The organism is Dictyobacter vulcani (genome assembly GCF_008974265.1).
In the GTDB taxonomy this organism is placed as follows: domain Bacteria; phylum Chloroflexota; class Ktedonobacteria; order Ktedonobacterales; family Ktedonobacteraceae; genus Dictyobacter; species Dictyobacter vulcani.
On record NZ_BKZW01000001.1, the window covers coordinates 1,025,156 to 1,048,212 of the forward strand.

The window sequence follows — 23,057 nt, forward strand, 5'->3', positions numbered from 1 at the left end:
TTGTTAGGTAGAAGTAGCTATTATTAAAATTTAACAAATACACCGTAGAGCTCAAAACGTTCAGGTTCTGTAGTTAGAATTCAGTAGTTTACTTCTACCATGGTTCGATCACGATGTCCCTGCTGCTATCACAGTTGATATGCACTGAACTTCTTCTTAGTTTCCTATAAGGAGGGCATTTTTATCGTGAACAACTATATCTGGGTTCCAATCGTAGTAGGAGTTCTTGCTGTAGTGTTTGCTGGCTACCTCGCCCGCTATGTATTACGCAAAGATACCGGTACTCCTGCCATGCAAAAGGTTGCAGACGCCATTTTTAAAGGGGCGATGGCGTTCCTCAATCGTCAGTATCGTACCATTGCTATCCTCTCCCTGGTCGCGGCAGTTGTGGTTGCCGCCGTCCTTTATCTCCTGAGTAGTGGAGATAGTGCCACAAAGTTTGATCTGGCATGGCGTACAGCGATCGCATTCCTCATTGGAGCATTGTGTTCAGGTATTTCAGGCTACATTGGCATGTATGTCGCGGTAAAATCAAATAGCCGCACAGCCAGTGCCGCGACCCGTAGTCTGGGTGAAGCCCTGATGGTCTCGCTCCGTGGTGGTGCAGTCTCTGGTTTCCTGGTAGTGTCCCTCTCGCTACTGGGTGTGTCCCTGATCTTCTTACTCTATAGTATTGGTAATAGCATCGACAAAGTGCCTTCTCTCATCGTGGGTTTCGGTTTTGGTGCCAGCTTTGTGGCGCTCTTTGCGCAGTTAGGCGGTGGTATCTTTACCAAGGCAGCCGATGTTGGCGCGGACCTGGTTGGTAAAGTTGAGGCGGGTATTCCTGAGGATGATCCGCGTAATCCAGCAGTAATCGCGGACCTGGTCGGTGATAATGTTGGTGACTGCGCAGGACGTGGTGCCGACCTCTTCGAGTCAACCGCAGCTGAAAATATCGGCGCCATGATTCTCGGAGTTGCCCTCTACCTCGCCACCAAAAATCCTGGTTGGATCCTCTTTCCGCTCGTTGTACGCGCATTCGGCTTGATTGCTTCAGCTGTAGGTCTGCTCTATGTTCGACCTTCGGTGGTTATCGAACCGGATAAAGCGGCAGGCCGCGATCCCGGCGAAATCGCGATGAAACAACTGAATATCGGCTACTATATCACCTGCGGACTCTCAGTCATCGGTGTCTTTTTGGGCAGCTACCTGATGCTGGGTGGACAGGCCATTAGCAGCAATAACCTGCCAGCCTGGGCCTGGTTTGGCCTGGCGGGAACGGTCGGTATTCTGCTCAGTATCGCCTTTGTCTTTATTACCCAATATTATACGGCTGGCACCTGGCGGCCGGTGCGCGAAATCGCGAACTCAACCTTAACGGGTCCAGCGACCACTATCATTACTGGTATGGCCGTGGCTTTCGAGTGTACCGCACTCCCCGTACTGGCTATCGCGGCCGCTCTGGGACTCTCCTTCTTCTTTGGCAGTCAGGTCAGTATTCCTATCAGCGCCGCCATTAATCCTGGTGTCATCAATGTTGGTGGCATCTTTGGTACTGCGGTGGCGACAATGGGCATGCTGATGAGTTGTGCCTATATCCTGGCCATGGATACCTTTGGACCCATTACTGATAATGCCGGTGGTATTACAGAGATGGGTGGCGAGGCCGAATCTGTACGTGATATTACTGACGCACTGGATGGGGTCGGCAATACAACCAAGGCTCTCACCAAAGGATATGGCATTGGCTCAGCCGCACTGGCTGCGTTCCTCCTTTTTAGCGCCTACCTGGATGTACTCTATTCGTATAAACATAATCCGGCAGTCTATCGCGTCGATCTGGCCAATATCCAGGTCTTTATCGCGGCACTGATTGGTTTGACCCTGATCTTCTTCTTTAGCTCTCTGGCTATTCGAGCTGTGGGAGATGCGGCCAAACGTATGATTGAAGAGGTTCGGCGTCAGTTCCGTGATAATCCAAAGATTATGGCCGAACGTGTGGAAGATCGTGTGGATCCTGATTATGCGCGCTGCGTGGATATCAGTACGCGTGGTGCGTTGCGCGCGATGATCCTGCCAGGTATTGTAGCGGTCTTTACTCCTGTGCTGATTGGTGTCATTTTAGGACCACAGGCGGAAGCTGGCTTACTCATGGTGGGAACCATGGGTGGTGTGGTGCTGGCTCTGGTGCTGAATAATGGCGGCGGTGCCTGGGATAATGCAAAGAAATACATCGAAGCCGGTTATCTGCGTGTGAATGCAAACGGCGAGATGGTTGATCGGAACGATCCTGCGGGAACCGTGATGGGAAAGAATAGCGAGGCCCACAAGGCCAGTGTCGTTGGTGATACTGTTGGTGATCCTTTTAAGGACACCGCCGGTCCCTCACTACACGTCTTGATCAAACTTTTAAGTACGATTACCCTGGTACTTGCTCCACTGTTTATCGCGCTCCACCCCTAGTATCCCTGATCTCACAACCGTATAGTTAAACACTACCGGCGTTCTCGATTCCCTTTTTAGGGAGCGAGAACGTCACTTTTTTTTCCGCTTTTAACCATGATGGATGCATATAGATAACAGATATATCCCATCTCAAGGAGGAAATATGGTCCATTCAATGGTACGTCAATATATGCAATACAAACTATGGCCAGTATTCATCTGTATTCTTCTCTGTCTTCCTCTGACAGGATGCGAAAAGAGCATCAATAGTAGCAGCAATCAGTCCTCCCCATCCCAAACGGGCGATACAACGCTGGCTCAAGCCAGTGTGGGCGCGCAGGGGGTCAAGTTATTTATTGAACCAGCTGCAGGCGAGCAAGTGATTACCAGCGTTATCAATAATGCTCAAACATCTATCTGGCTAGAGATGTATCTTTTGACGGATAAAAAAGTGATCAGCGCTTTGGAGAATGCTGCTCATCGGCATGTGGAGGTACGCGTAATGCTTGAAGCGCATCCCTATGGAGGCAGTTTACTCTCTCCGCAACAGACGCTGGATCGCCTGCAGGCCGCTGGCATCCAGGCCAGAACCAGCAATCCTCAGTTTGCTTTAACACATGAAAAAGGGATGATTATTGATGGTCGGACTGCTTATATCATGACCTGTAATTTTACTGCTTCAGCCCTTGGCAATAGTCAGTATACGCTCAATCGCGAGTATGGCATTATCGATACCAGCACACAGGATGTCACAGCGGTACAGGCTATTTTCAATGCTGATTGGCAACGCATACCAGTCAAACTCGCGAGTCCACGCCTGGTGGTCAGTCCGCTCAACTCACATAGCACCTTTCTTTCCTTGATCCATCACGCTACAACATCACTTTCTATTGAAGCTGAAGAGCTGCAGGATAGTCAGGTTCAGCAGGCGCTCACAGAGGCGCGACAGCGCGGTGTACAGGTACGTATTATCCTTCCTGCCAGTACGGGAGGTCAGGACTATAACCTCGCTGGCATCACTGCAATGCAAAAAAGTGGGGTACAGGTCAGGCAAGATACGCAGTTATATATGCATGCCAAAATTATTGTTGTCGATCAGAAAAAAGCATTTGTCGGTTCTGAAAATATCTCAACGGCCTCGCTCGATCAAAATCGTGAGCTGGGCATTCTCGTCGCAGATACCTACGTGCTGTCCGCTTTGAGCAACACCTTTCAGCAAGATTGGTCAAACTCGCAAGCAGAGCGATAAAACAACAGCGTCAGTGGCAATACTTATAATGGACATGATCTTATTGATCATGATAGGATACATTTAACAACCAGGACGCTTGCAGCCGCCTGCTGAATACGCTTCTTCAGAAAGAAGTGGATCTATCTGTAGCACGCTATCTACTTCATCATGTATCAAGTAAGGAGTTTTACTATGGTTACCGAAGTTGCTATTTTTATTGCGCTTTCAGGCAAAGAAGAAGAGCTCGGCCAGGGCATTATTCAGGGACTGGAGTTTATTCGTCAGCATCCAGAGTGCATTTCAGCCAATGCAACACGCTGTGTTGAAAGACCTGGACGCTATATGTTAACCGTTGTCTGGTCATCACTTGAGGCGCATACCGAGGATTTCCGCAATGGCCCGCTCTTCACCCAATGGAGAGAGGCTATTAATGGCATGTTTGAAAGCAACCCGGAAGTTTTCCATTATCAGGCTTACTAAAAAGAATAGATTAAGAGAAAAGATAAAACAATACATTTTTGGTAGGAGTAAGTAGTATGTCAGATGTCCATGAGGGGCAAAAAGAGCGTGAGTCGGTAACAAGTACGGCACCTTCATTGTCAAATCAGGAAGAGGGTAGTGAGGAAGAAAAACTAGAAGCGCATGTAGAAAAGTTACGGCATCAGATTGAAGAAGCAAATTATCAATATTTCATTAATGATAATCCCGTGCTCACTGATGCAGAGTACGATCAGTTGATGATCGAGTTACAGCGCATTGAGCGTGAGCATCCTGAACTACAATCGCCCGAATCGCCAACCCAACGTGTCGGCACTGGTCCCGTTCAGGATGTTCCTCAACATCGACATCCCTTACCGATGTTAAGCCTGGCCAATGCACGCAGCGAACAAGAATTACGGGATTGGCATAAACGGGCACAAAACATTCTACCGGATGCGACCTTTAGTTATGTTTGCGAGCTAAAAATCGATGGCCTGGCCATGGCTTTAACGTATGCCAAAGGACGCTTGCAGATTGGCGCTTCACGCGGAGACGGGATGGTTGGCGAGGATTGGACACCGAATGTACGTAGCATCCGTACCATCCCCCAAAACTCCGGGGCAACAATACACCCTCCAAAGTAGAGGTACGTGGCGAAATCTATATGCCCATCAAGAGCTTTGAGCAACTCAATGAAGAGATGAGCGATGATCGCCTGTTTGCCAATCCACGTAATGCCGCCGCAGGTTCACTACGACAAAAAGATCCTCGTATCACCTCCACCCGCAACTTAAGCTTTTTTGGTTATCAAATTGGCTACGTTGAGGGGATGCGCATCAATAGCCATTGGGAAACCCTGGAGTTATTGCGGGAATGGGGCTTTCCTGTCAATCCCCATATACAAAGGGCTGACACGCTCGAGGATGTGATGGCCTACTGCAATAAATGGGAAAAAGAACGCTTTAACTTACCCTATGAGATCGATGGAGTGGTCATTAAAATCAATGATCTGGCGCACCAGGAAGAATTGGGTACGGTAGCACGGGATCCACGCTGGGCCATCGCTTTTAAATATCCACCTATCCAGGTCGCAACCAGACTACTGGACATCCGTGTCAACGTTGGTCGCACCGGCTCACTTAATCCCTGGGCGGTCCTCGAACCTATCAACATTCGTGGCGTCACCGTATCACGTGCCTCGCTGCACAATGAAGGTGACATCCAGCGCAAAGATTTACGTATCGGCGATTGGGTCCTGGTCCAACGCGCAGGTGAGGTCATCCCGCAGGTGGTAAAACCTGTGCTCGAACGACGCACCGGAACAGAAGAGGTTTATCGTTTACCGGAACAGTGTCCGTTCTGTCAGACTCCAATAATTCGCATTCCCGATCAAGCTATGGCCTATTGCCCCAATAAAGAGTGTCCAGAACGCATTCTGCAAAGTGTCATTCACTTTGTTTCTAAGGGCGCAATGGACATGGAAACCATCGGCGAGAAGATGGCGGCGCAACTTGTCAACGCAGGCTATATTAAAAGTCTGTCAGACTTCTATCAACTGACGGAAGAGCAACTTCTGGCACTGGGAGGCATCAAAAAGAAGAGTGCGGATAATATGCTGGCCGCGATTGAGGCCAGTAAAGAACGACCCTTCTGGCGTGTCTTATTTGGCTTAAATATCCGCTATATCGGCGAGAAATCTGCCCAGTTACTGGCCACTGCTTTTGGCGATATCGATGCCCTGGCACAGGCCAGTGCCGAGGAGATCATTAAAGTGCCCGGGGTTGGCCCTGAGATCGGTCAAAGCGTCTATAACTGGCTACAGGATACAGACAACCTGGCGCTGATTGAAAGGCTACGTGCGGCGGGTCTGACACTTGCAGAAGAGAAGGTAGAAAATACCGGACCACTCACAGGTCAAACATTTCTGGTCACCGGTCGGTTAGAGGCGATGACACGTTCCGCTGCGGAAGAAGCCATTACACGCCTGGGTGGAAGAATCGCGACCGGTGTCAGTAAAACACTCAGTCATCTGATCGTTGGTGAGGATCCTGGTTCTAAATTAGCCAAAGCCCAGAAGGTTGGTGTGCCCATTCACAATGAAGAATGGCTGGTCGATTTGCTCAAACAACACAACGAAGACTGATCCATCTTTATAACCATTTCTTTTACTAAGAGGAGGTTGTGAGGCGAGCGCGCTCGCCTCACAACCTCCTTTCTGCTACGTATTTTTCTTCCCAGCATTATCAGACTGGTAGCAAACGGGAAGAAGGCAGAAAATGGATTCCGTCCTCATCCTGGCCGACAACATAGGTACCGGTATAGTTTTTGTAGAGGGTCATACCGCTATCATCAACCTCGGTTGTTACAATAGAGACATTTACTTTAATAGTGTTGTCACTCCCCGGAGAAACACTATTAATAGTAACACCATCCTGCTTGGTATGTTTATATCCATCCGCGAATGACGCAAAAGGATGTTGATTTTGATATTCTTTATTCCAGTGTGTATAAGCTCCCTGGTAATTGGAATGGTTGATGTCATCAAAATAGCTTTGCACAAACGCATTGGCACTATCCATAGTAAGCACAGGAGGTGGGGTAGCGGTCGCAGTTGGCTCAGGGGTCGGTGCTTGAGTTGGCGCAGCCGTAGGCTCTGCTGGTTTTGGAGTGGTAACCACAACAGGCGTCGCCGGGTGGTCAAAAACGCTTTCCATCAGATGGGGACCAAAAATAAACCCGACGAAACAAAGGACCAGCAGCACAAAGAGGGTCAAGCCCCATCCTAACCAGACTGAGGTGTGTCTTTTGGGCGGCGAAGATTGATGCAGATAAGGCACCAGAGCGGTATCTACCTCTGTTCCTGTCTGGTAATGGGACTGCGCAGCATATTGGGCTGGCGATGAAGTATGTTGCTGCGGAGTAACAGGAGCAGGTGGATAGCTATATGGCATCTGCTGCGCAGAGGCTGTCCTCTGAGCAACTTCAACCGGTGGCGGGGGGGAAGCAGGATAGCCCACGTTCTGTGGATAAGAAAGACCTGGTGAAGAAATCGGATGAGAAGGGCTAGCAGTAGGTTCCGCATAAAATCCCTGTGCCAGAGAGTTTGATATGCCCAGCGCCTGGCGCAGCGCATCAACCATCTCACGTACGGATTGATAACGGGCAGCTGGCTCTTTTGCAAGAGCTTTCTGTACCACTGCATCCAGAGCTGGCGAAATCATAGGATCTAAGCTCGTTAGCGAGACGGGACGTTCGTTGATGTGCATCGCGGCAATAAAAAGCGCTGAGCCACCTTGAAATGGAACCCGGCCAGCCAGCATCTGAAAGAGTACAATACCTAGCTCATAGATATCTGCGCGATAGTCAACCTTCGCACCCTGCACCATCTCGGGCGCCATATAATCCGCTGAACCCAGAAACTGTCCAACCGCCGTCAATGATGGATCTGAAAGATCACTGACAGTTTTATCCCGCGTGATGCGGGCAATACCAAAATCAACCAGCACCAGGCGTCCATCAGCATGAAAAAGCATATTACCTGGCTTGATATCACGATGCACAATCTTATGCTCATGCGCATATTGCAGGGCGGAACCAGCTTGCTCAATATATTTAAAGGCCTCAAGAGGCGAGAGTCGTCCTTTTCCCTCAAGCACAGTACGCAAGCTCCCACCTGCCAGGTAAGGCATCACGAGATAGGCTAATCCATCTTGCTCAGCATATTCATAAACAGGCAGAATGTTCACATGATCAAGCTGAGCAATCACATTGGCCTCACGACGGAAGCGCGCAAGAAATTCCTGATGCGCTTCAGTATAGATGCCTGCACCTGATCTTAAAACCTTTACTGCAACATCGCGTACAGGACGCGTCTGATGAGCAAGATAGACCATCCCCATTCCACCTGAACCAACCAGGCGCTCAAGGACACAGGTACCAAGCTGTTTCCCGATGAGATGATCATTACTTTCCATGAAAAGATATCCATTTCCATTCTTCTATTGTCTCAAGCTGAGATGGATTCATTATGTGGGGCTGCACACCACTATCATTAGACATATACGTTCTATAAACCCTCTATTTGCTGATCTTTCATAGACAGGCATAACAAAGACTATTTTTGCGATAGGTACACATGACAGATTGTAAAATATAAGCTTCTCTGCTATTTATTAACGAGACAGTGAATAAAAATGTATCGAGTCCGGGCATAAATAAACCTATGGCGTATAGATCAGTACTGTTGCTGATCTATACGCCACAAAGTTAGACGTAGCGCATTTCTACATAGCGTCCACGTAAAGTGTTTACCTGTTCTTTGACATTTTTACCACGCACCGCATCGTGAAGAAGTTGTGCCAGCTCTCCCATCGCCCGCTCATCCATACCGAATCGCGTCATCTCTGATACACCAATGCGCAAGCCCGAGGGATTACGAGGATCGGTATCACCTGGCAACATATTATAGTTAACGATAATGTCGCTATCCTCCAACCGCTTCGCCACATCAACGCCACTCCCCCATTGAGCCACGTTAACCGCGATCATATGGCTCTGCGTATAACCAAATTCCCGCGCCTCAACGGGCGTACCTGACTCGTCCAGGCTACGTCCAAGCGCCTGAGCATTGCGGACAATCTGGGCTGCATACTCACGACCATAGCGTTGCATTTCACGTGTCGCTACCAGCAAAGCAGGTAACGTATGCAGATGATGATTGCTGGATGAACCGGGGAAAACGCCGCGATCGGCTGGCTGCCAGTATTTCTTGATGGCGGCAGCATCGGTCAGGTTGGAGAGAATAACGCCGCGCTGGGGTCCTGGAAACGTTTTGTGTGTGCTTCCAGTCATCCAGGTTGCACCCTCTTGCAATGGAGATTGAAACTGTCCACCCGCAACCAGACCGAGCACATGAGCCCCATCATAGAGGACTGGAATATTCTTTGTTTTACAGAAAGCGGCTATCTCTGAGACCGGCTCTGGAAACAAGAACAGACTTTTGCCAAGGATCACCAGCTGCGGATTAAGCTGATCAACCAGCTCGATCGTCTTCTGCGCATCCACATGGTAGCGATCCTCGGTCAGTGGCAGATAGTGCAGGTTAATCGCCTGCTCGCTACCAATTTTAAGGGATTGGCCACGGTTCTGGATGCGGCGTCCAAAGACACCAACCGCTCCGTGGCTGATATGGCCCCCGGCATCGGTCGAGTTGGCAATCACCGTATCTCCACCACGTAAGATGCTCAGAGCCAGGGCTGTGTTGGCGGCGTTACCACTGATTGGACGCACATCTGCCTGTTTGGCTCCAAACAATGCCAGCAATTCTTGCTCCGCCATCCGCTCTATCTGGTCGATATAGCGTGTGCCCTGATAGTAACGGTTCACATGTTCCCCATCATTGGGGTGTCCTTCCGCGTAACGTCCCATAAAATCGGAAGTCTGGACACGCCGTACAGCCTCACTTGGCGTATTTTCACTGGCAATCAGGTTTATTGCCTGTCGCTGGCGCCATGTATCTTGCTGCTCAATAAGCGCTTCAATGTCATGTATATCAACTGTCATCGTGAACTCCCTTCTGCTAACCACATCGAACAAATATGCCTTCAGTATAGCACACGTTATTGCCAGAAAATGCCGTCAAAACTCTCTATCCTTATTGCTCTACTTTGCGCTGGAGCAATGGTTTACACGACAATACTATTTCGGATTATATTTTAACACTATAAGAAATGGCAGGCCGTGATGGATATCATCCTCAAGCAAACAATTTTAAGAATGCTGCCAGTGGCTAAATATCCATATACCATGGTCGATTATATTTATATAACCTGGAAGATCTCGCATTCTCTCTCCTCTATTCACACTACACATAGTCTTTCAAGCTGATACTCATTTTCTGGATTGCCACAGGTAAATCCAGACAGACACATTATATACATACAGAAAAAATTACTATTGTAAAAATAGAGGATTCACTACCGTTACAGCAGCTAAATCAGGTTTATTGCCAACGCCCATAGAATAAGTAGCACAATAATTGAACATAAAAAAACATACATTGAGGCCTGATATAGCAAAATATTATGCATTAGTGTACGGTTGAACATGTTGCATAATTTTGATATACTAGGTCTACACCTACGAAATGAGAAGAGAGGAGTACACAACTTTTCTCTGGACCGCAAACAGCCATTCGCATGGCCGCACTGGTGGTCTCTAACAGACCTCCCCACGTTAGTCTGATTCAGACCGCTATTGCGTAGAAACTCAGGAGGATTGGGTTTTATGAAGGTTTATCAGGCGGAACACATTCGCAATGTAGCGCTCATTTCTCATGTTGGAGCTGGCAAAACTTCCCTTGTGGATGCTGCCTTGTTTGACACTGGTGCAGTCACACGGCAGGGTAGAGTGGATGAGGGCACCTCCATCGTTGACTATGATCCTGAAGAACTGAAACGACGCATGTCGTTGCAGGTCAAAGTCTTACCAGTTGAGTGGAGAGATCATAAAATCAATTTTATCGACACCCCTGGTTATCCCGACTTCGTTGGTGAGGTAAAAGCTGGCCTGCGTGTCGCGGATGCTGCTCTCGTAGTGGTAACAGCAGAAAGAGGGGTGGAAGTAGGCACCGAGCTCACCTGGCATTTTGCCGATGAACGTAATCTCCCCCGGATCGTCCTCGTAAATAAGTTAGATCGCGAAAACACGTCCTTTGAACAAGCCCTGGAATCCTTACGCAATCAGTTCGGTCCAAAAGTTGTCGCACTCCAACTTCCCATTGGGGAACAAGCCAACTTTAGAGGTGTGATCGATCTGGCAACGTGTAAGGGCTATACTTTTGAAGGGGGCAACAAAGTACAGGAAGTTCCGATTCCCTCTGAATTAAAAGACAGTGTAGCAAGCTATCGCGAACAATTAGTTGAGGCCGCCGTCGAGAGCGACGATGCCATTATGGAACGTTTTTTGGATGGCGAGACACTGAGCAATGAAGAAGTACTCTCAGTAATTAAAAAAGCTACCTGTACAGGCGGTATTATTCCGGTTCTATGCAGTTCAGCCAACAAAAATATTGGTATCCAGACCCTCCTGGACACCATTGTGGATTATATGCCCAGTCCATTGGATGCCGTAGCTGAGGATACAAAAACCTTTGGCGACTCGGTCTCTGCTTTTATCTTTAAGACCGCGGCCGCGCAGGTAGGAACCATCTCTTCCTTCCGCGTTTTTAGCGGCTCGCTCAAATCAGATATGCATCTCAACAATATGCAATCAAGCACCGATGAGCGTATGAGCCAGCTGGTCATTCAACATGGAAAAACTCAGGAACCCGCGACAGAGATATCAACTGGAGATTTCGGTGCGGTCGCCAAACTTTCAAACAGTCATACAGGTGATACGCTGACTAATAGCAAAGAGGCTACAGCTCCGCTAGATGAGATTAATCTCCCACAGCCGTGCTACACAGTAGCGATTGTGCCACGTAGTCAGGCTGATCTGGACAAGATGAGCAATGCATTAGCCCGCATTGTAGAAGAAGATCGCACCATTCGTGTCTCACGTGATCCTGAAACCGCTGAGATGCTGCTTTCAGGTATGGGCGAGACACATATCCAGATCGTTGTTGAAGGCATCAAGCGCAAATACGCAGTGGATCTATTAACCCACGACCAGCGCATCTCGTATCGCGAAACTATTCGTAAAAAAGCGCGCGCCAATGGTCGCCATAAACGTCAGAGTGGTGGACATGGACAATTTGGAGATGTCTGGCTGGAGATCGAGCCATTGCCACGCGATAGCGATAAAACCTTTGTCTTTGAGGACAAGATTGTCGGCGGCGTGGTGCCTGGACAATTTATTCCTGGTGTCGAGAAAGGGGTTCGTGAGTCACTGAAGCGCGGTTTCATTTCTGGACACCCAATGCTCTATGTCAAGGTGGCACTTGTCGATGGCAAATATCATCCAGTAGATTCTTCGGCCCAATCCTTTGAGGTGGCGGCCTCACTGGGCATGCAAGAAGCCGTCCCCCAGGCTAATCCAGTTCTGTTAGAGCCAATCATGAATGTGATAATTGAAGTGCCCGAGCAGAATATGGGTGATGTTATGAGTGATATTAATACCAAACGTGGACATGTGATGGGCATGGAATCGCTGGAAAATGGGGGGCAGCGTATCACGGCCGCTGTTCCACAGGCTGAAATGCTCCACTATGCAACCGATCTGCGCTCAATCACCCAGGGACGCGGCTCATTTAGTATGGAATTCGCACAATATGCCGAAGTTCCTGCCAATGTCCAGGAGAATATTATTAGCGAGCGTAAAAAACAAGAAGAAGCAGCCCACAAATAAGAACCTACCTTTATAGCCAGACAGGACGCCTTCCAGTGGTGGAAGGCGTCCTGTAAAATTTCTATTTTTTTGATCTTATGTGCGGCTTTGTAGATACATTCTCATTTTGCGCGTATTTAAGGCGTAAAAGCCCAGAGCAATCAAGAGCATCAATGAAGCAACCGCACAGACGCCATTCCAGCGAGCCAGACTCCAACCTAGCGTACCCAGCAATGATCCTAACGATCCTCCAACGAAGTAGAAAAACATATAGGCCGTATTCAGGCGATTACGTGCCTCTGGCCGCATGCTATAGATACGCGCCTGACTTGAAATCTGGTTGGCCTGCGTGCCAAGGTCCAGTAATATCGTACCGATAATCAAGCCAAACAACCATTGGCCGGTCAACCACATACACACAAAAGCCAGCAAGACGATGACTAGCGCCAGACCATTGGCAGCCCGGGGATCACGCCGATCCGCAAATTTTCCAACAAAGGATGCCGCTAGCGCCCCGGCAACCCCAACCAGACCAAATAAGCCTGCGACCTCACTCCCAAAATGATACGGCGGTGTTGCCAGTAAAAACGAGAGCGCAACCCAGAACGCGCTAAAGGCGGCAAAGGCCATAGCCCCGAACAGCATCACTTCTCGCAGCACAGGCTCTTCTCGTACCAATCCCCACAGTGAGCTCAGCAGGCGTGGATAGCTCATATCGCCCTTCTTAGCCTTGTCACTCGGTAGTAAAAAGCGCATCAAGATTGCCAGTACTACCATCATAGCTGCCGCAATCCAATACATCGCACGCCAACCTGAATGGGCCGCCACCAGACCGCTGATAGTTCGTGCCAGTAAAATACCAATCAATAAACCGCTCATCACTGTTCCTACTACCTGCCCACGCTCCCGAGCAGAAGCCAGGCTAGCGGCGTAAGGAATAATCAGTTGCGGCACCACCGTGGCCACACCCACCAGAAAACTTGCCACCGTTATCAGCATAATCGATGGCGCACTGGCCATAAAGACTAATGCCAGCGTAACAGCAATCAACATACCTACAATCAATTTGCGCTGATTATATTTATCTCCTAGAGGAATTATAAATAATAAGCCACAGGCATAACCGATTTGTCCCATCGTTGCGATAAAACCCATTTGATTGGCCGAGACTGCAAACTCTTGCCCCATAATTGCTAATAATGGCTGTATATAATAGAGATTGGCCACGGAAAGAGCACAGGCAATCGCCATAATAAAAACCAGGCGTTTATCTAATGCGGCAGGCTCCTTGCGCTGCTCTTCAACTACATCTATAGGTTCTACTATATCGATACATTCTTTATTCAATCAACTCGTCCTTCCAACTATTCCATACCATATCCATCCATTTCTCTAAAACAAAAAAAAGGACCTATTTTATTGCAACCAGGCAGTGATATAGCACAAAGATATCATCAGCCACTTGCTGAAGCAACTGGTGAGAAGAAACAACAAAAAGGCGGCGCATAGTTCATAACCTAGCTATGCGCCGCTGCCTATATGAGCCATCACTGGGCTGCTATGAGCGATTATGCTTCAAGATTCAACCAGCGAACTTCTTCAGGAGAAAGATCCAGTGTTAAAGCCGGTAGCGAGGTCCGAGTCTCCGAGAGTTGCCGCGGACCAATCAGGGGAAAGGTTGGAAATGGCTGATTTAAGACATAGGCCAGGGCGACTGTAATGGGTAAGACACCCCGCTTATGAGCCAGTTCATTCACGCGCTCCAGACGCTGGAAGTTGTCCTGACTATACCAGCAGCGAACCAACTCTGAATCCGAGTGATCATCAGGACGAGTCCGACCGGTAAAGAAGCCCCGGGCCTGACTTGACCAGGGCATGATTGGTAATTGGGTCTTTTCCAGCCAGGCGCGAAACGCTGGATCAGAAGCGGCAATACAGCCAGCCCAGACAGGATCAATCATGCGGGCCAGACTAAGGTTATTGCTTAGAGCAGAGAAACCAACCAGACCATGTTCAGCCGCCCAGTCGTTGGCTTCCTGCAAACGCTCCAGCGACCAGTTGGAAGCCCCAAAGGCGTGCATCCGACCAGCGTTTTTGTGTTCATTCAGGACCGTGATGAACTCGCCGACCGGAATATCTGTATTATCACGATGCATCATGTAGACATCAACATAGTCAGTCTGTAAGCGCTCCAAACTCTGCATAAACTGGGAACTCAGCGCCTGAGGATTACAATGAGGTGTGTGCGCGCCTTTATCCAGAATGACCACCTGCTCACGAATACCGCGCTGCTTAATCCATTGTCCCAATATCTTCTCACACTGACCACCACCATAGATATAAGCGCTATCGAAACAATTTCCTCCTTGCTCAAAGAAATCATCAAACATGACTGAAGCATGCGGCCAGTTCGTCTGATTATCGACCCCCATCACCAGACGCGAGACAGGTTTTTCTATTCCTGCAATAGAGCCATATTTCATGATTGTCTGCGAGCGTACTGCTAATGGACGTTTGTGCACTGGAAGATGTTGATCTGGACCCTCTGCTTGCTCAGTTGGATAGGTCAGACTGATAGCAGCCCGCCACTGATCTACCGTACGCATATTACCCAGCGTATCTTCCCAGTTCATGGTTGGCGATTGGCGATCCTCAATATGGGCCGCCACAGTATCAGCCTCGATTCCATATAAGTCCTCTGTCTCAAAGGTATATTCGGTAGCTTCGCCATCGCGCTTCACAATAAGTCGGGTGGTTTGTCCTGCGCCAGGATTCCAGGGGACCGGTATGGTAATGGAGCCTGCGGTTCCGTAAATACGGACTTCGTTGTCTGGAGTAACCTGGATGCCAGTCAGCAACTGCGCGACGATCCCACCAGGGAAGGCCAGAGAGGCAACGGTATATTCATCTACATGACTGACTTCACCAATATAGCCGGTGGCCGTTACCTGCGTTGGATCTGCAAAAGGCTTACCTGTAGCGACCCCGGCAACCAGACGAGCCAGAGAGGCACAATAACAACCCACATCTAAGATACCGCCACCACCTAAATCACTCCTGAACAGACGACTCTCGGGATCGTAGTTGGAGCGAAACCCAAATGCAGCCTGTATGACACGTACCTCGCCGATTGTACCTGCCTCAATCAACTCAATGAGTTTAGCCATTTGCGGATGTGTACGATACATAAAAGCTTCCATCAAAAAGATATCGTGGCGCCGGGCCGCTTCGATGATAGCCATGGCATCAGCATGGTTGAGCGCGATGGGTTTCTCGCATAAAATATGTTTACCTGCTTCTGCGGCTTTGATTGCCCACTCGGCATGCAGCGGATGAGGAGTTGAAATATAGATGGCTTGCACATCGCTATCGGCCAGTAAATCTTCATAACTACCATAACAGCGCGAGACGTTCCAGGTAGCACCAAAGCGGTCAGCAGACTTCTGAGTACGACTGCCCACAGCCAGGAGCGTACCTGTTTTTGAATGTTCCAGCCCCCGGGCAAACACGCCCGCAATGCGTCCTGTACCAAGGATACCCCAACGTAGCGTTTGAGTCATGATAATCCTCCAATAATCATGTGCAATCCGACGACATTTTTCAGCTTTTAGCTTATTTTGGAGGTTATATCATGAAATCAACGAGCGCGTCAAATAGTATCAAGCTCAAAAGAGACGCTATTTTTGCTGCTGTGAACGTGAGGATTTTTTGTTTGGTGCTGAACGCGGTGCTCCACTGCCACCATTTTTCCCTCGATTCCCCTGGGGTCCTTTCCGAGGAGAAGAGGGACCTTTAGCAAATACAGCTTGAGCCTCAGTACTGTGGCCATGAGTGACTAACCACTCTTTAGCCTGAGGATGGAGATCTTTCGTCGTCAGGCTACCAGCAATCATCATCCACATAGCAAATTCGGGATCCGCGGGTGCCCCTTCATCCCAGTGGCCTTGCTCGACCAGAAATTGCCGAACCTTTTCAACATCCAATGTGCGCAAAACGGCATCTAGTTGTTGCCGAAACGTGTGGTACTCGGTCATGCTTCTATTTATTCTCGCTTTCAAAAGTAGTATTGACTTTTAGTTTAGCATAGTAAGGTCATCATCGGGTCGGTTAAAGAGTAACTGACGCAAAAATGGTACCTCACGACGCAACACAGTGATTTCTTCAGTCAGACGCTGGTAGGTTGAGGTCAGTTCCAGATAATGCTGCTTCTTACTATCTTCTATTTCTAGAAAATAGGCAATGAAGTGCGAGAGATCCTCTGGCGCTTCGGGCAGATTCGCATGAATATCGTTCTCTTGAGGAGCATTGAGGAGCATATTCAGATAGGTTTCAAACAAGCTACGCACCTGCTGTACCACCCCGGTCAATTGTTCCTCTGACGCATGCTTATCTTCATAGGGCTCGACCAGAGCGGATAGATACGATTTCTCGCGATGTTGACTGACAATACGAAAGCGTCTGATCCCTACTGCCATCAGATCATAACCACCATCTTCGAGTTGGTGTAGATTATGAATTTCGGCCAGCGTACCAACTTCACAGGCTTCTTCATGCATAAATGTACTGCCGGCCTTCACCAGAACCACCCCGAATGGTTTATCTTCTGCCTGGCAATCTGCCACCATTTGACGATAGCGTGGCTCAAAGATGTGTAACGGCAAAACAGTTCCAGGGAAAAGAACCACATTCAATGGGAATAAAGGCAATTCAATCGCGGCTGCAGACATATCAAACACCCTCCATTGTTAAGAACCATTACCTTCTCGGCCCTGCACAGATAGTGCATCAAAATTATGCTGTCCCCTGTACACAGTAGCCATCCTCTCTTGAGACGCCTTCAGGGATAGGTTATGAGGCAAATTAAGCAGACAACATACAAAAAGCCTGGTAACCCCATCTATTATACTTACTATGACCTTTACACTGTACCTTATGTTTTGGTACTTTTGCAAGCGCATTTCACGCAACTGAAGCAAAATACGCGGCATACAAATGTGCACAGAGCATTACGTAAATCAGCAGAAGTCATATAGGTGACAACCAGACACAAACATGAGTCATCCCGAATTTTAAGGTCGGGCTTGTAAAAAGACACCTCCCGAGAGAGACTGAAGAAAGTAACGAATATTCAGTCAATCCAGGAGGTGTTTTTCATGTCTTCTCAGTATCTCACACGGCTTGAGGAGCCACAAGTTCCACCATATCCTCCAGACAAGATGGCCCAGGGATTGTATGGGAGTCTTGCTCAGTTTCTTGCACCCTTGCTCATCGAAGTCGATACCCGCATTGATAAGCGGCTCGTGCGAACGTTGTTGCAAACCGTGGTGGTGATTTTGACTTTCCGTGATCGAGTGAATGGCTTGCTCCTCTCAGAAATGGGTGGCTATCTCGACACGCCAGACAAAGCCCCAGCTGGCACCAAGCGCCTTTCGCGTCTGTTGCATTGTTCCAAATGGTCTGCCGAGCTGATCCGATCCTATCTCTGGCATCGAGCCACCCAACGTTTGGCGACGTGGAAACAGGCTGGAATGGATGCGCTGGCGCTCTGGGATGAGAGCGCTTGGGAGAAGCCGGAAAGTATCGCTTCTGACGATCTTGGTCCGGTGCGCTCCAGTAAGGCGGCTCGACTTACCCATGTGAAGAAGGGCTACTACACCCCGCCTCGTGGCCCCATTTTTGTGCCTGGCCTTCATTGGCTAGCGGTAGTCCTGGTGGGCTGCGACCAGTCGGCTGACCCTCCAGCGTTGGCCTGCATGCGCTGGTGGACCAGCCGCGGGCGCGTGCCTCCTTCAAACGCGATGAGCAAGCCAAGCTGTTGCTGCAAGGAGTTCTGCTCTGGGGGCGCGAGGTGATGCATGTCTTTGACCAAGGCTTCGCCAGCAGTTTCTGGCTTGGTTTGCTCGTGGCCTTCTCGCTTCGTTTTGTATTGCGTTGGAAAAAAGACTATCAGCTGGTGGATGAACAAGGCCAACGGCGCGCTGCCTGGAAAATCGCACGTGGCAAACGGGGATGGCAACAACGTCTGGTCTGGGATTGCCGTCGTCACCAGTGGGTCATGGCCAGCATTCTCGCTTTGCCCGTTACGCACCCAGACCATCGTGAACAACCATTGTGGTTGGTGGTAGCCCGACGCAAAGGTGGCCTCCCTTGGTATCTGCTCACCGCTGAGCCGATCGCCAATGCGGACGATGCTTGGAGGATCATGTTTGCGTATGCCCGTCGCTGGCAAATCGAATTAACCTGGAAAGAGAACAAAAGTGAGTTGGCCTTCCAAAGCCCCGTGTGTGGGAGTGGGAACCACGGGAAAAACTCTTGCTGCTGGCAGCACTGGCGTACGCATTTCTGCTCACCTTGCTGGCGCCGTTTTACACGCTCTTGCGCCGCTGGCTGCTGCGCCGCTACTGTCATCGAACGGGTCGCCATTGCCGACAGGCTCATGCTCCCTTTGCGCGGATGCGCATGGCGCTGAGCCGGCTGTGGCAAAGTGTGCCTCCGCACTGGGAGTCCCTGTCGGGCCGAGGCCAGCCAACGGTCTCGGTGACCATGCTCTGATGAGGCGTTGAGCCTGCACCACCGCTGAACCATTCCATGGCCAGGACTGCCTGACCGCGGGGGCGTGTGACCGGTGTTCATCCAGCACAACGATCGCAACCAGCATATGGAGCGATCGCACACAAAACATGGATGCCTGTTTTCTCGCTGGAAACCGAGGTGATGCTCTTGGTGTGAACACGTCTTCGTTCTGTTCTCTTTTCTCCCGTTGGTTTTCTAGGAGAAGGAGATCACCAGCAAGAAGCACTTCATCAACCGCTTTTCTTGGAGAGAACTGAAGCGAGCATTTCTCCACTTCTTGAGGAGAAATGCTCGCTTCTTTCACAAGCTCATCCCTAAAATCTGGGATGACTCATGTTGCCGATCGCATCTCACTATCAGCAACAGAATAGTGGTCTAAACTTTGAGTAAGATGCGGGCCGACATGGCTGGCAACGTAAAGCTATGTTCAAGACTCTTGCCATATGGATCAACATAAGCAGCAGAGCCAGGAGTGGTAATCTGAGCAGCAGAATTCGTTGGATTCGCCACGACTTCGCCATCAGTAAAATCACGCCAATAAACATACTGCGATTCATACATGTCACCTTTGGCAGTACCAATATGGGCGTGTAATTCAGGAAACTGCTTGGAGTAACCATACGCTTTATAACCTGAAATATTCACCATCGCGAGCCGTTGATTGGCCATTAAATAGGAGGCATAAATCCATTGTGTATCGGCTGCATCTAGCTTTTTTTGCACCTGATTGACAACAAAGAATGGCTTATTCTTTGCCTGAACAGCACCGATATATTGCACCATATGCAACCAGTCACTACCACCGAGAACGTGATTGCCAAAATGGGTAAAGCCGCTCTCATCCAGCACACCATCAACATGATCTAATACAGTCTTGGAAGCCGGAGCATTAATTGTCACCGCTCCAGTACTAAAGTTACCAATTAATAACAAAGGATGAGGCAAGGCATGCAACTCTGTCTGCATATGCACAACCCAGTTGGCCTGATCTGTCTGCCAGTGGACATCTGTGTTTTGACCTGTATAGAGTTGTACCCATTGTCCATGCTTATCAAAATGGCCACAGGCACCAAAGATATTTTCCATATCAATGTTGTCAACAGCCAGGGCATCATAACCGGCTTCGCTGGCCGGTTGAACGTAGGTTTCCATTTGCCACTTCACCACCTCAGGATTGGTGATGTCAAAGGGAATGTTTTTATCGGTATACTGCAAAGCTGGTGTCGTGTGATCACATTTATAGAGAATCCAATCGGGATGCACCTGTTTCCAGTAATCCAGCCGTCCCTGGCTCCCTAAATCGGTTTCAGTAAAGGTGCCATCATCGCGATGAATCGTCATGTAATAGCTTAAAACAAGTTTGGGGTTGACCTGACGATACAGGGGCAGATTCTCTTGTCGAGCACCCCAGACGAAATCATAGTCGTTGGCGATTGCAGCTGGATCCTGGACGCGATAGTCAAAAACCAGTACAGAATGAATATTTTCGCTGGTATCAACAAAAGGCCGGGTACCTTTGACAGGATTAAAATTCGTACATTGAGCCAGGCGACATACAGGCACCTGGATACCAACAGGCTCAGGAGTACCCTGCTGTGAAAGATTGCCAGGAGATGCCGGCAAAAAAGTACATCCGCTCAACGAAAAGACTAAAATCAGGGCTAGAAATAGAAGTACAGATCGTTTAATACGTGGATGTCTTAACATAAAGGCTTCCTCTATACTATTCATCATAACAATATTCATCCAATGCCAGCATTCAAGTTTACAAAACAAAAGTATAGCATAGCAATAAATAAGCAATATTACCTGATTTGGGTAGATATCTGGCAATGTGGGAATTGTTTAAGCTCGATTTGTAAGAAAGGGGAAGTGCACTGACTTTTTCCTGGCAGGAGAAAGTACTAGTAGCACAAACAGAGTATGAGTTCAACACGTTATCTTGTGACAGGTGGAGCGGGCTTCATTGGTTCACATATTACAGCCACCCTGCTACAGCAAGGTGAAAATGTACGTATTCTGGATAATTTTTCGACGGGTCGTGAGAGCAATTTACAAGCGTTTGAAGGGCTTGCTGGTACCGTGGAAATTATTCGTGGGGATATCCGTGATCTTACTACAGTCAAACAGGCAGCCGAAGGGGTTGAGGTCATCTTTCATCAAGCAGCCCTGGCATCTGTTCCTCGCTCAATTGCTGATCCAGTCAGTTCGTTAGAAGTAAATGTCAATGGAACCCAGAATGTGCTGGTCGCCGCCCGGGATGCTCAGGCGCGCCGCGTGGTGTTTGCCAGCTCTTCATCTGTTTATGGCAATACGCCCACGCTGCCCAAGCATGAAGGGATGCCAACAGCTCCCATGTCACCGTATGCAGTACATAAACTGGCCGGGGAACTTCTCTGTGCAGTCTTTACCGACATCTATGGCCTGGAGACCGTCGCGCTACGCTATTTCAACGTTTTTGGACCACGCCAGGATCCCAAATCCGAGTATGCAGCTGTTATTCCACGCTTTCTGACGGCCCTGCTCACTAAAGAACAACCAATTGTGTTCGGGGATGGAGAGCAGACGCGCGACTTTACCTTTGTAGCCAATGTGGTACAGGCCAATATCAAAGCAGCCTCAGCCACTGATGCTATTGGACAGGCTATGAATGTAGGATGCGGCGAACGTATCTCGCTTAATGAAGTGTTACACATCGCGGGAGAGCTACTGGAGACGAGCGTCAACATCGATTATCGAGATCCTCGTCCTGGTGACGTTCGAGACAGTCTGGCCGATATCAGCAAAGCACAGCGTCTGCTCGGCTATGATCCTGCCATCAAGTTTCCAGAAGGATTAGCCCGAACGTTAGAAGCTCTGCGTGTGGGCATTGTCTGAATACAACACCTGAACAACATTTCAACAAAAGAGATGGACGCGGCCGCAGCATATCTGTTACCACGTCCATCTCTTTCACATTGAGAGCCACAAAAAACCTACTTCACGGTCACGGCAGCACTGATATTCTCTTGCTTCTCCAAAGCCGCCTGAGCAGCCTCCAAAACGCGCACAACGGCCAGGCCAACCTCACCATTCGCCCGGGGTTGCTTTCCAGTCAGAATGGAATTGACAAAGTCTTCGCATTCCAGGCGCAACGGCTCGACCCAATCGATATGAGGAATAGTAATCGCACCATGGCGATACGAAACCACAGGATCAGCATGAACATCCGCGCCTTTATTATAGACTTTGATCATCTCTGATGGATTAGTATCATCATAAACCACCATCCTGGCATCACCAATGACAGTAACACGGCGAATTTTACATGGATGCAGCCAGCTCACGTGAATATGTGCTGTCATCTGATCAGGAAATTCTAAGTCCAGATGAGCAACATCGCAGATATGAGACTGCAAATGGGCATTTGCCTGCACCTTGACGCGCTCAGGAGCTTTACCAAATAGATAAAGCAATATCGATACATCGTGTGGTGCCAGATCCCAGATAACATTAATATCACTGCGAAACAAACCTAAATTGACACGTTCGGCTTCCACACAATAGATTTTGCCCAGGTCGCCATTCTGGACCAGCTTGCGCAGTTCATTCACGGCCGGGCTATACTCAAACGTGTGGCCCACCATCAAAATAAGTTTCCGCTGCTGTGCCAGCTCAACTAATTCCTCAGCTTCAGCCACACTGGCGGTCAGTGGTTTCTCTACCAGCACATGCTTTCCATGTAGTAAAGCCTCTTTTGCCAGGCGATAATGAGCACGCACGGGTGCCGCGATCACCACACCATCCACATCAGAATTTAATATGTCGTGAAAATCGGTGGTGGTTTTGATCCAGGGCTGATTAACAGCAACCGAGGCCAATCGATTCTGATCCAGATCCGCTACCATTGTCACTGATGCCTGGGAAAGGCCATCCAGATTACGGGCAATCTTGGGACCCCAATATCCCCAACCAATAAGGCCAAAACGTAGATCTGTTCTCATGTACTCATTCCTTTAGAACGTTACCTGAAGAGTCTTTA

15 protein-coding genes and 1 pseudogene are annotated in these 23,057 nt (G+C 49.0%); 8 read left to right on the plus strand and 8 right to left on the minus strand.

Annotated elements, in window-relative coordinates:
- Positions 1 to 186 precede the first annotated feature (186 nt).
- The 4 genes and pseudogenes from KDW_RS04310 to ligA all read left to right on the plus strand — a co-directional run bounded on the left by KDW_RS04310 (position 187) and on the right by ligA (position 6,281).
- Positions 187 to 2,445, plus strand: coding sequence for a sodium-translocating pyrophosphatase (locus tag KDW_RS04310; RefSeq protein WP_151754824.1), 2,259 nt, complete (start codon positions 187 to 189; stop codon positions 2,443 to 2,445).
- Positions 2,446 to 2,590: 145 nt separating this feature from the next.
- A complete protein-coding gene (locus KDW_RS04315; RefSeq protein WP_162004937.1) occupies positions 2,591 to 3,676 on the plus strand; it encodes a phospholipase D-like domain-containing protein in 1,086 nt (361 codons plus the stop codon).
- Between the two features lie 174 nt (positions 3,677 to 3,850).
- Entirely contained in the window at positions 3,851 to 4,138 is a 288-nt protein-coding gene (locus tag KDW_RS04320) for a putative quinol monooxygenase (protein WP_151754826.1), read from the plus strand.
- Between the two features lie 56 nt (positions 4,139 to 4,194).
- Positions 4,195 to 6,281 (plus strand): annotated as a pseudogene (gene ligA / locus KDW_RS04330) (NAD-dependent DNA ligase LigA).
- A gap of 100 nt (positions 6,282 to 6,381) precedes the next feature.
- On the opposite strand, the gene KDW_RS04335 reads toward ligA, so the two are convergent.
- Positions 6,382 to 8,112: a serine/threonine protein kinase gene (locus KDW_RS04335; RefSeq protein ID WP_151754829.1), complete on the minus strand. Its 1,731-nt coding sequence runs from the start codon at positions 8,110 to 8,112 to the stop codon at positions 6,382 to 6,384.
- 292 nt (positions 8,113 to 8,404) lie between these two features.
- Positions 8,405 to 9,700 carry a serine hydroxymethyltransferase gene (gene glyA / locus KDW_RS04340; RefSeq protein ID WP_151754830.1) on the minus strand — a complete coding sequence of 432 codons (1,296 nt, stop codon included), beginning with the start codon at positions 9,698 to 9,700 and terminating at the stop codon, positions 8,405 to 8,407.
- Between the two features lie 723 nt (positions 9,701 to 10,423).
- Here glyA and fusA point away from each other — a divergent pair.
- A complete protein-coding gene (gene fusA, locus KDW_RS04345) occupies positions 10,424 to 12,484 on the plus strand; it encodes an elongation factor G (RefSeq protein ID WP_151754831.1) in 2,061 nt (686 codons plus the stop codon).
- A 75-nt stretch (positions 12,485 to 12,559) separates the two neighbouring features.
- Here fusA and KDW_RS04350 read toward each other — a convergent pair whose 3' ends face one another.
- The 4 genes from KDW_RS04350 to KDW_RS04365 form a co-directional block, all read right to left on the minus strand.
- On the minus strand, positions 12,560 to 13,810 hold the full coding sequence (locus tag KDW_RS04350) for an MFS transporter (protein ID WP_233097610.1): 1,251 nt from the start codon (positions 13,808 to 13,810) through the stop codon (positions 12,560 to 12,562).
- A gap of 221 nt (positions 13,811 to 14,031) precedes the next feature.
- A complete protein-coding gene (locus tag KDW_RS04355; RefSeq protein WP_151754832.1) occupies positions 14,032 to 16,023 on the minus strand; it encodes an aldo/keto reductase in 1,992 nt (663 codons plus the stop codon).
- A 117-nt stretch (positions 16,024 to 16,140) separates the two neighbouring features.
- Complete coding sequence (locus KDW_RS04360) at positions 16,141 to 16,497, minus strand: hypothetical protein (protein WP_151754833.1); 357 nt, start codon at positions 16,495 to 16,497, stop codon at positions 16,141 to 16,143.
- 39 nt (positions 16,498 to 16,536) lie between these two features.
- Complete coding sequence (locus tag KDW_RS04365; protein ID WP_151754834.1) at positions 16,537 to 17,190, minus strand: LON peptidase substrate-binding domain-containing protein; 654 nt, start codon at positions 17,188 to 17,190, stop codon at positions 16,537 to 16,539.
- A gap of 426 nt (positions 17,191 to 17,616) precedes the next feature.
- On the opposite strand from KDW_RS04365, the gene KDW_RS04370 reads away from it, so the two are divergent.
- The gene (locus KDW_RS04370) at positions 17,617 to 18,315 is read left to right on the plus strand and encodes a protein kinase family protein (RefSeq protein WP_151754835.1); all 699 of its coding nucleotides are present in this window, start codon (positions 17,617 to 17,619) and stop codon (positions 18,313 to 18,315) included.
- The gene (locus KDW_RS04375) at positions 18,225 to 18,932 is read left to right on the plus strand and encodes a hypothetical protein (protein WP_151754836.1); all 708 of its coding nucleotides are present in this window, start codon (positions 18,225 to 18,227) and stop codon (positions 18,930 to 18,932) included. The genes KDW_RS04370 and KDW_RS04375 overlap by 91 nt, the downstream gene beginning before the upstream one ends.
- Before the next feature lie 479 nt (positions 18,933 to 19,411).
- Here the strand turns inward: KDW_RS04375 and KDW_RS04380 are convergent, their stop codons facing one another.
- Positions 19,412 to 20,743, minus strand: a complete 1,332-nt coding sequence (locus KDW_RS04380) for a putative glycoside hydrolase (protein ID WP_162004938.1) — start codon at positions 20,741 to 20,743, stop codon at positions 19,412 to 19,414.
- 216 nt (positions 20,744 to 20,959) lie between these two features.
- Here KDW_RS04380 and KDW_RS04385 point away from each other — a divergent pair, with 216 nt between their 5' ends.
- Complete coding sequence (locus KDW_RS04385) at positions 20,960 to 21,913, plus strand: SDR family oxidoreductase (protein WP_151754838.1); 954 nt, start codon at positions 20,960 to 20,962, stop codon at positions 21,911 to 21,913.
- Between the two features lie 98 nt (positions 21,914 to 22,011).
- On the opposite strand, the gene KDW_RS04390 is transcribed toward KDW_RS04385, so the two are convergent.
- Complete coding sequence (locus tag KDW_RS04390; protein WP_151754839.1) at positions 22,012 to 23,019, minus strand: Gfo/Idh/MocA family protein; 1,008 nt, start codon at positions 23,017 to 23,019, stop codon at positions 22,012 to 22,014.
- Positions 23,020 to 23,057 lie beyond the last annotated feature (38 nt).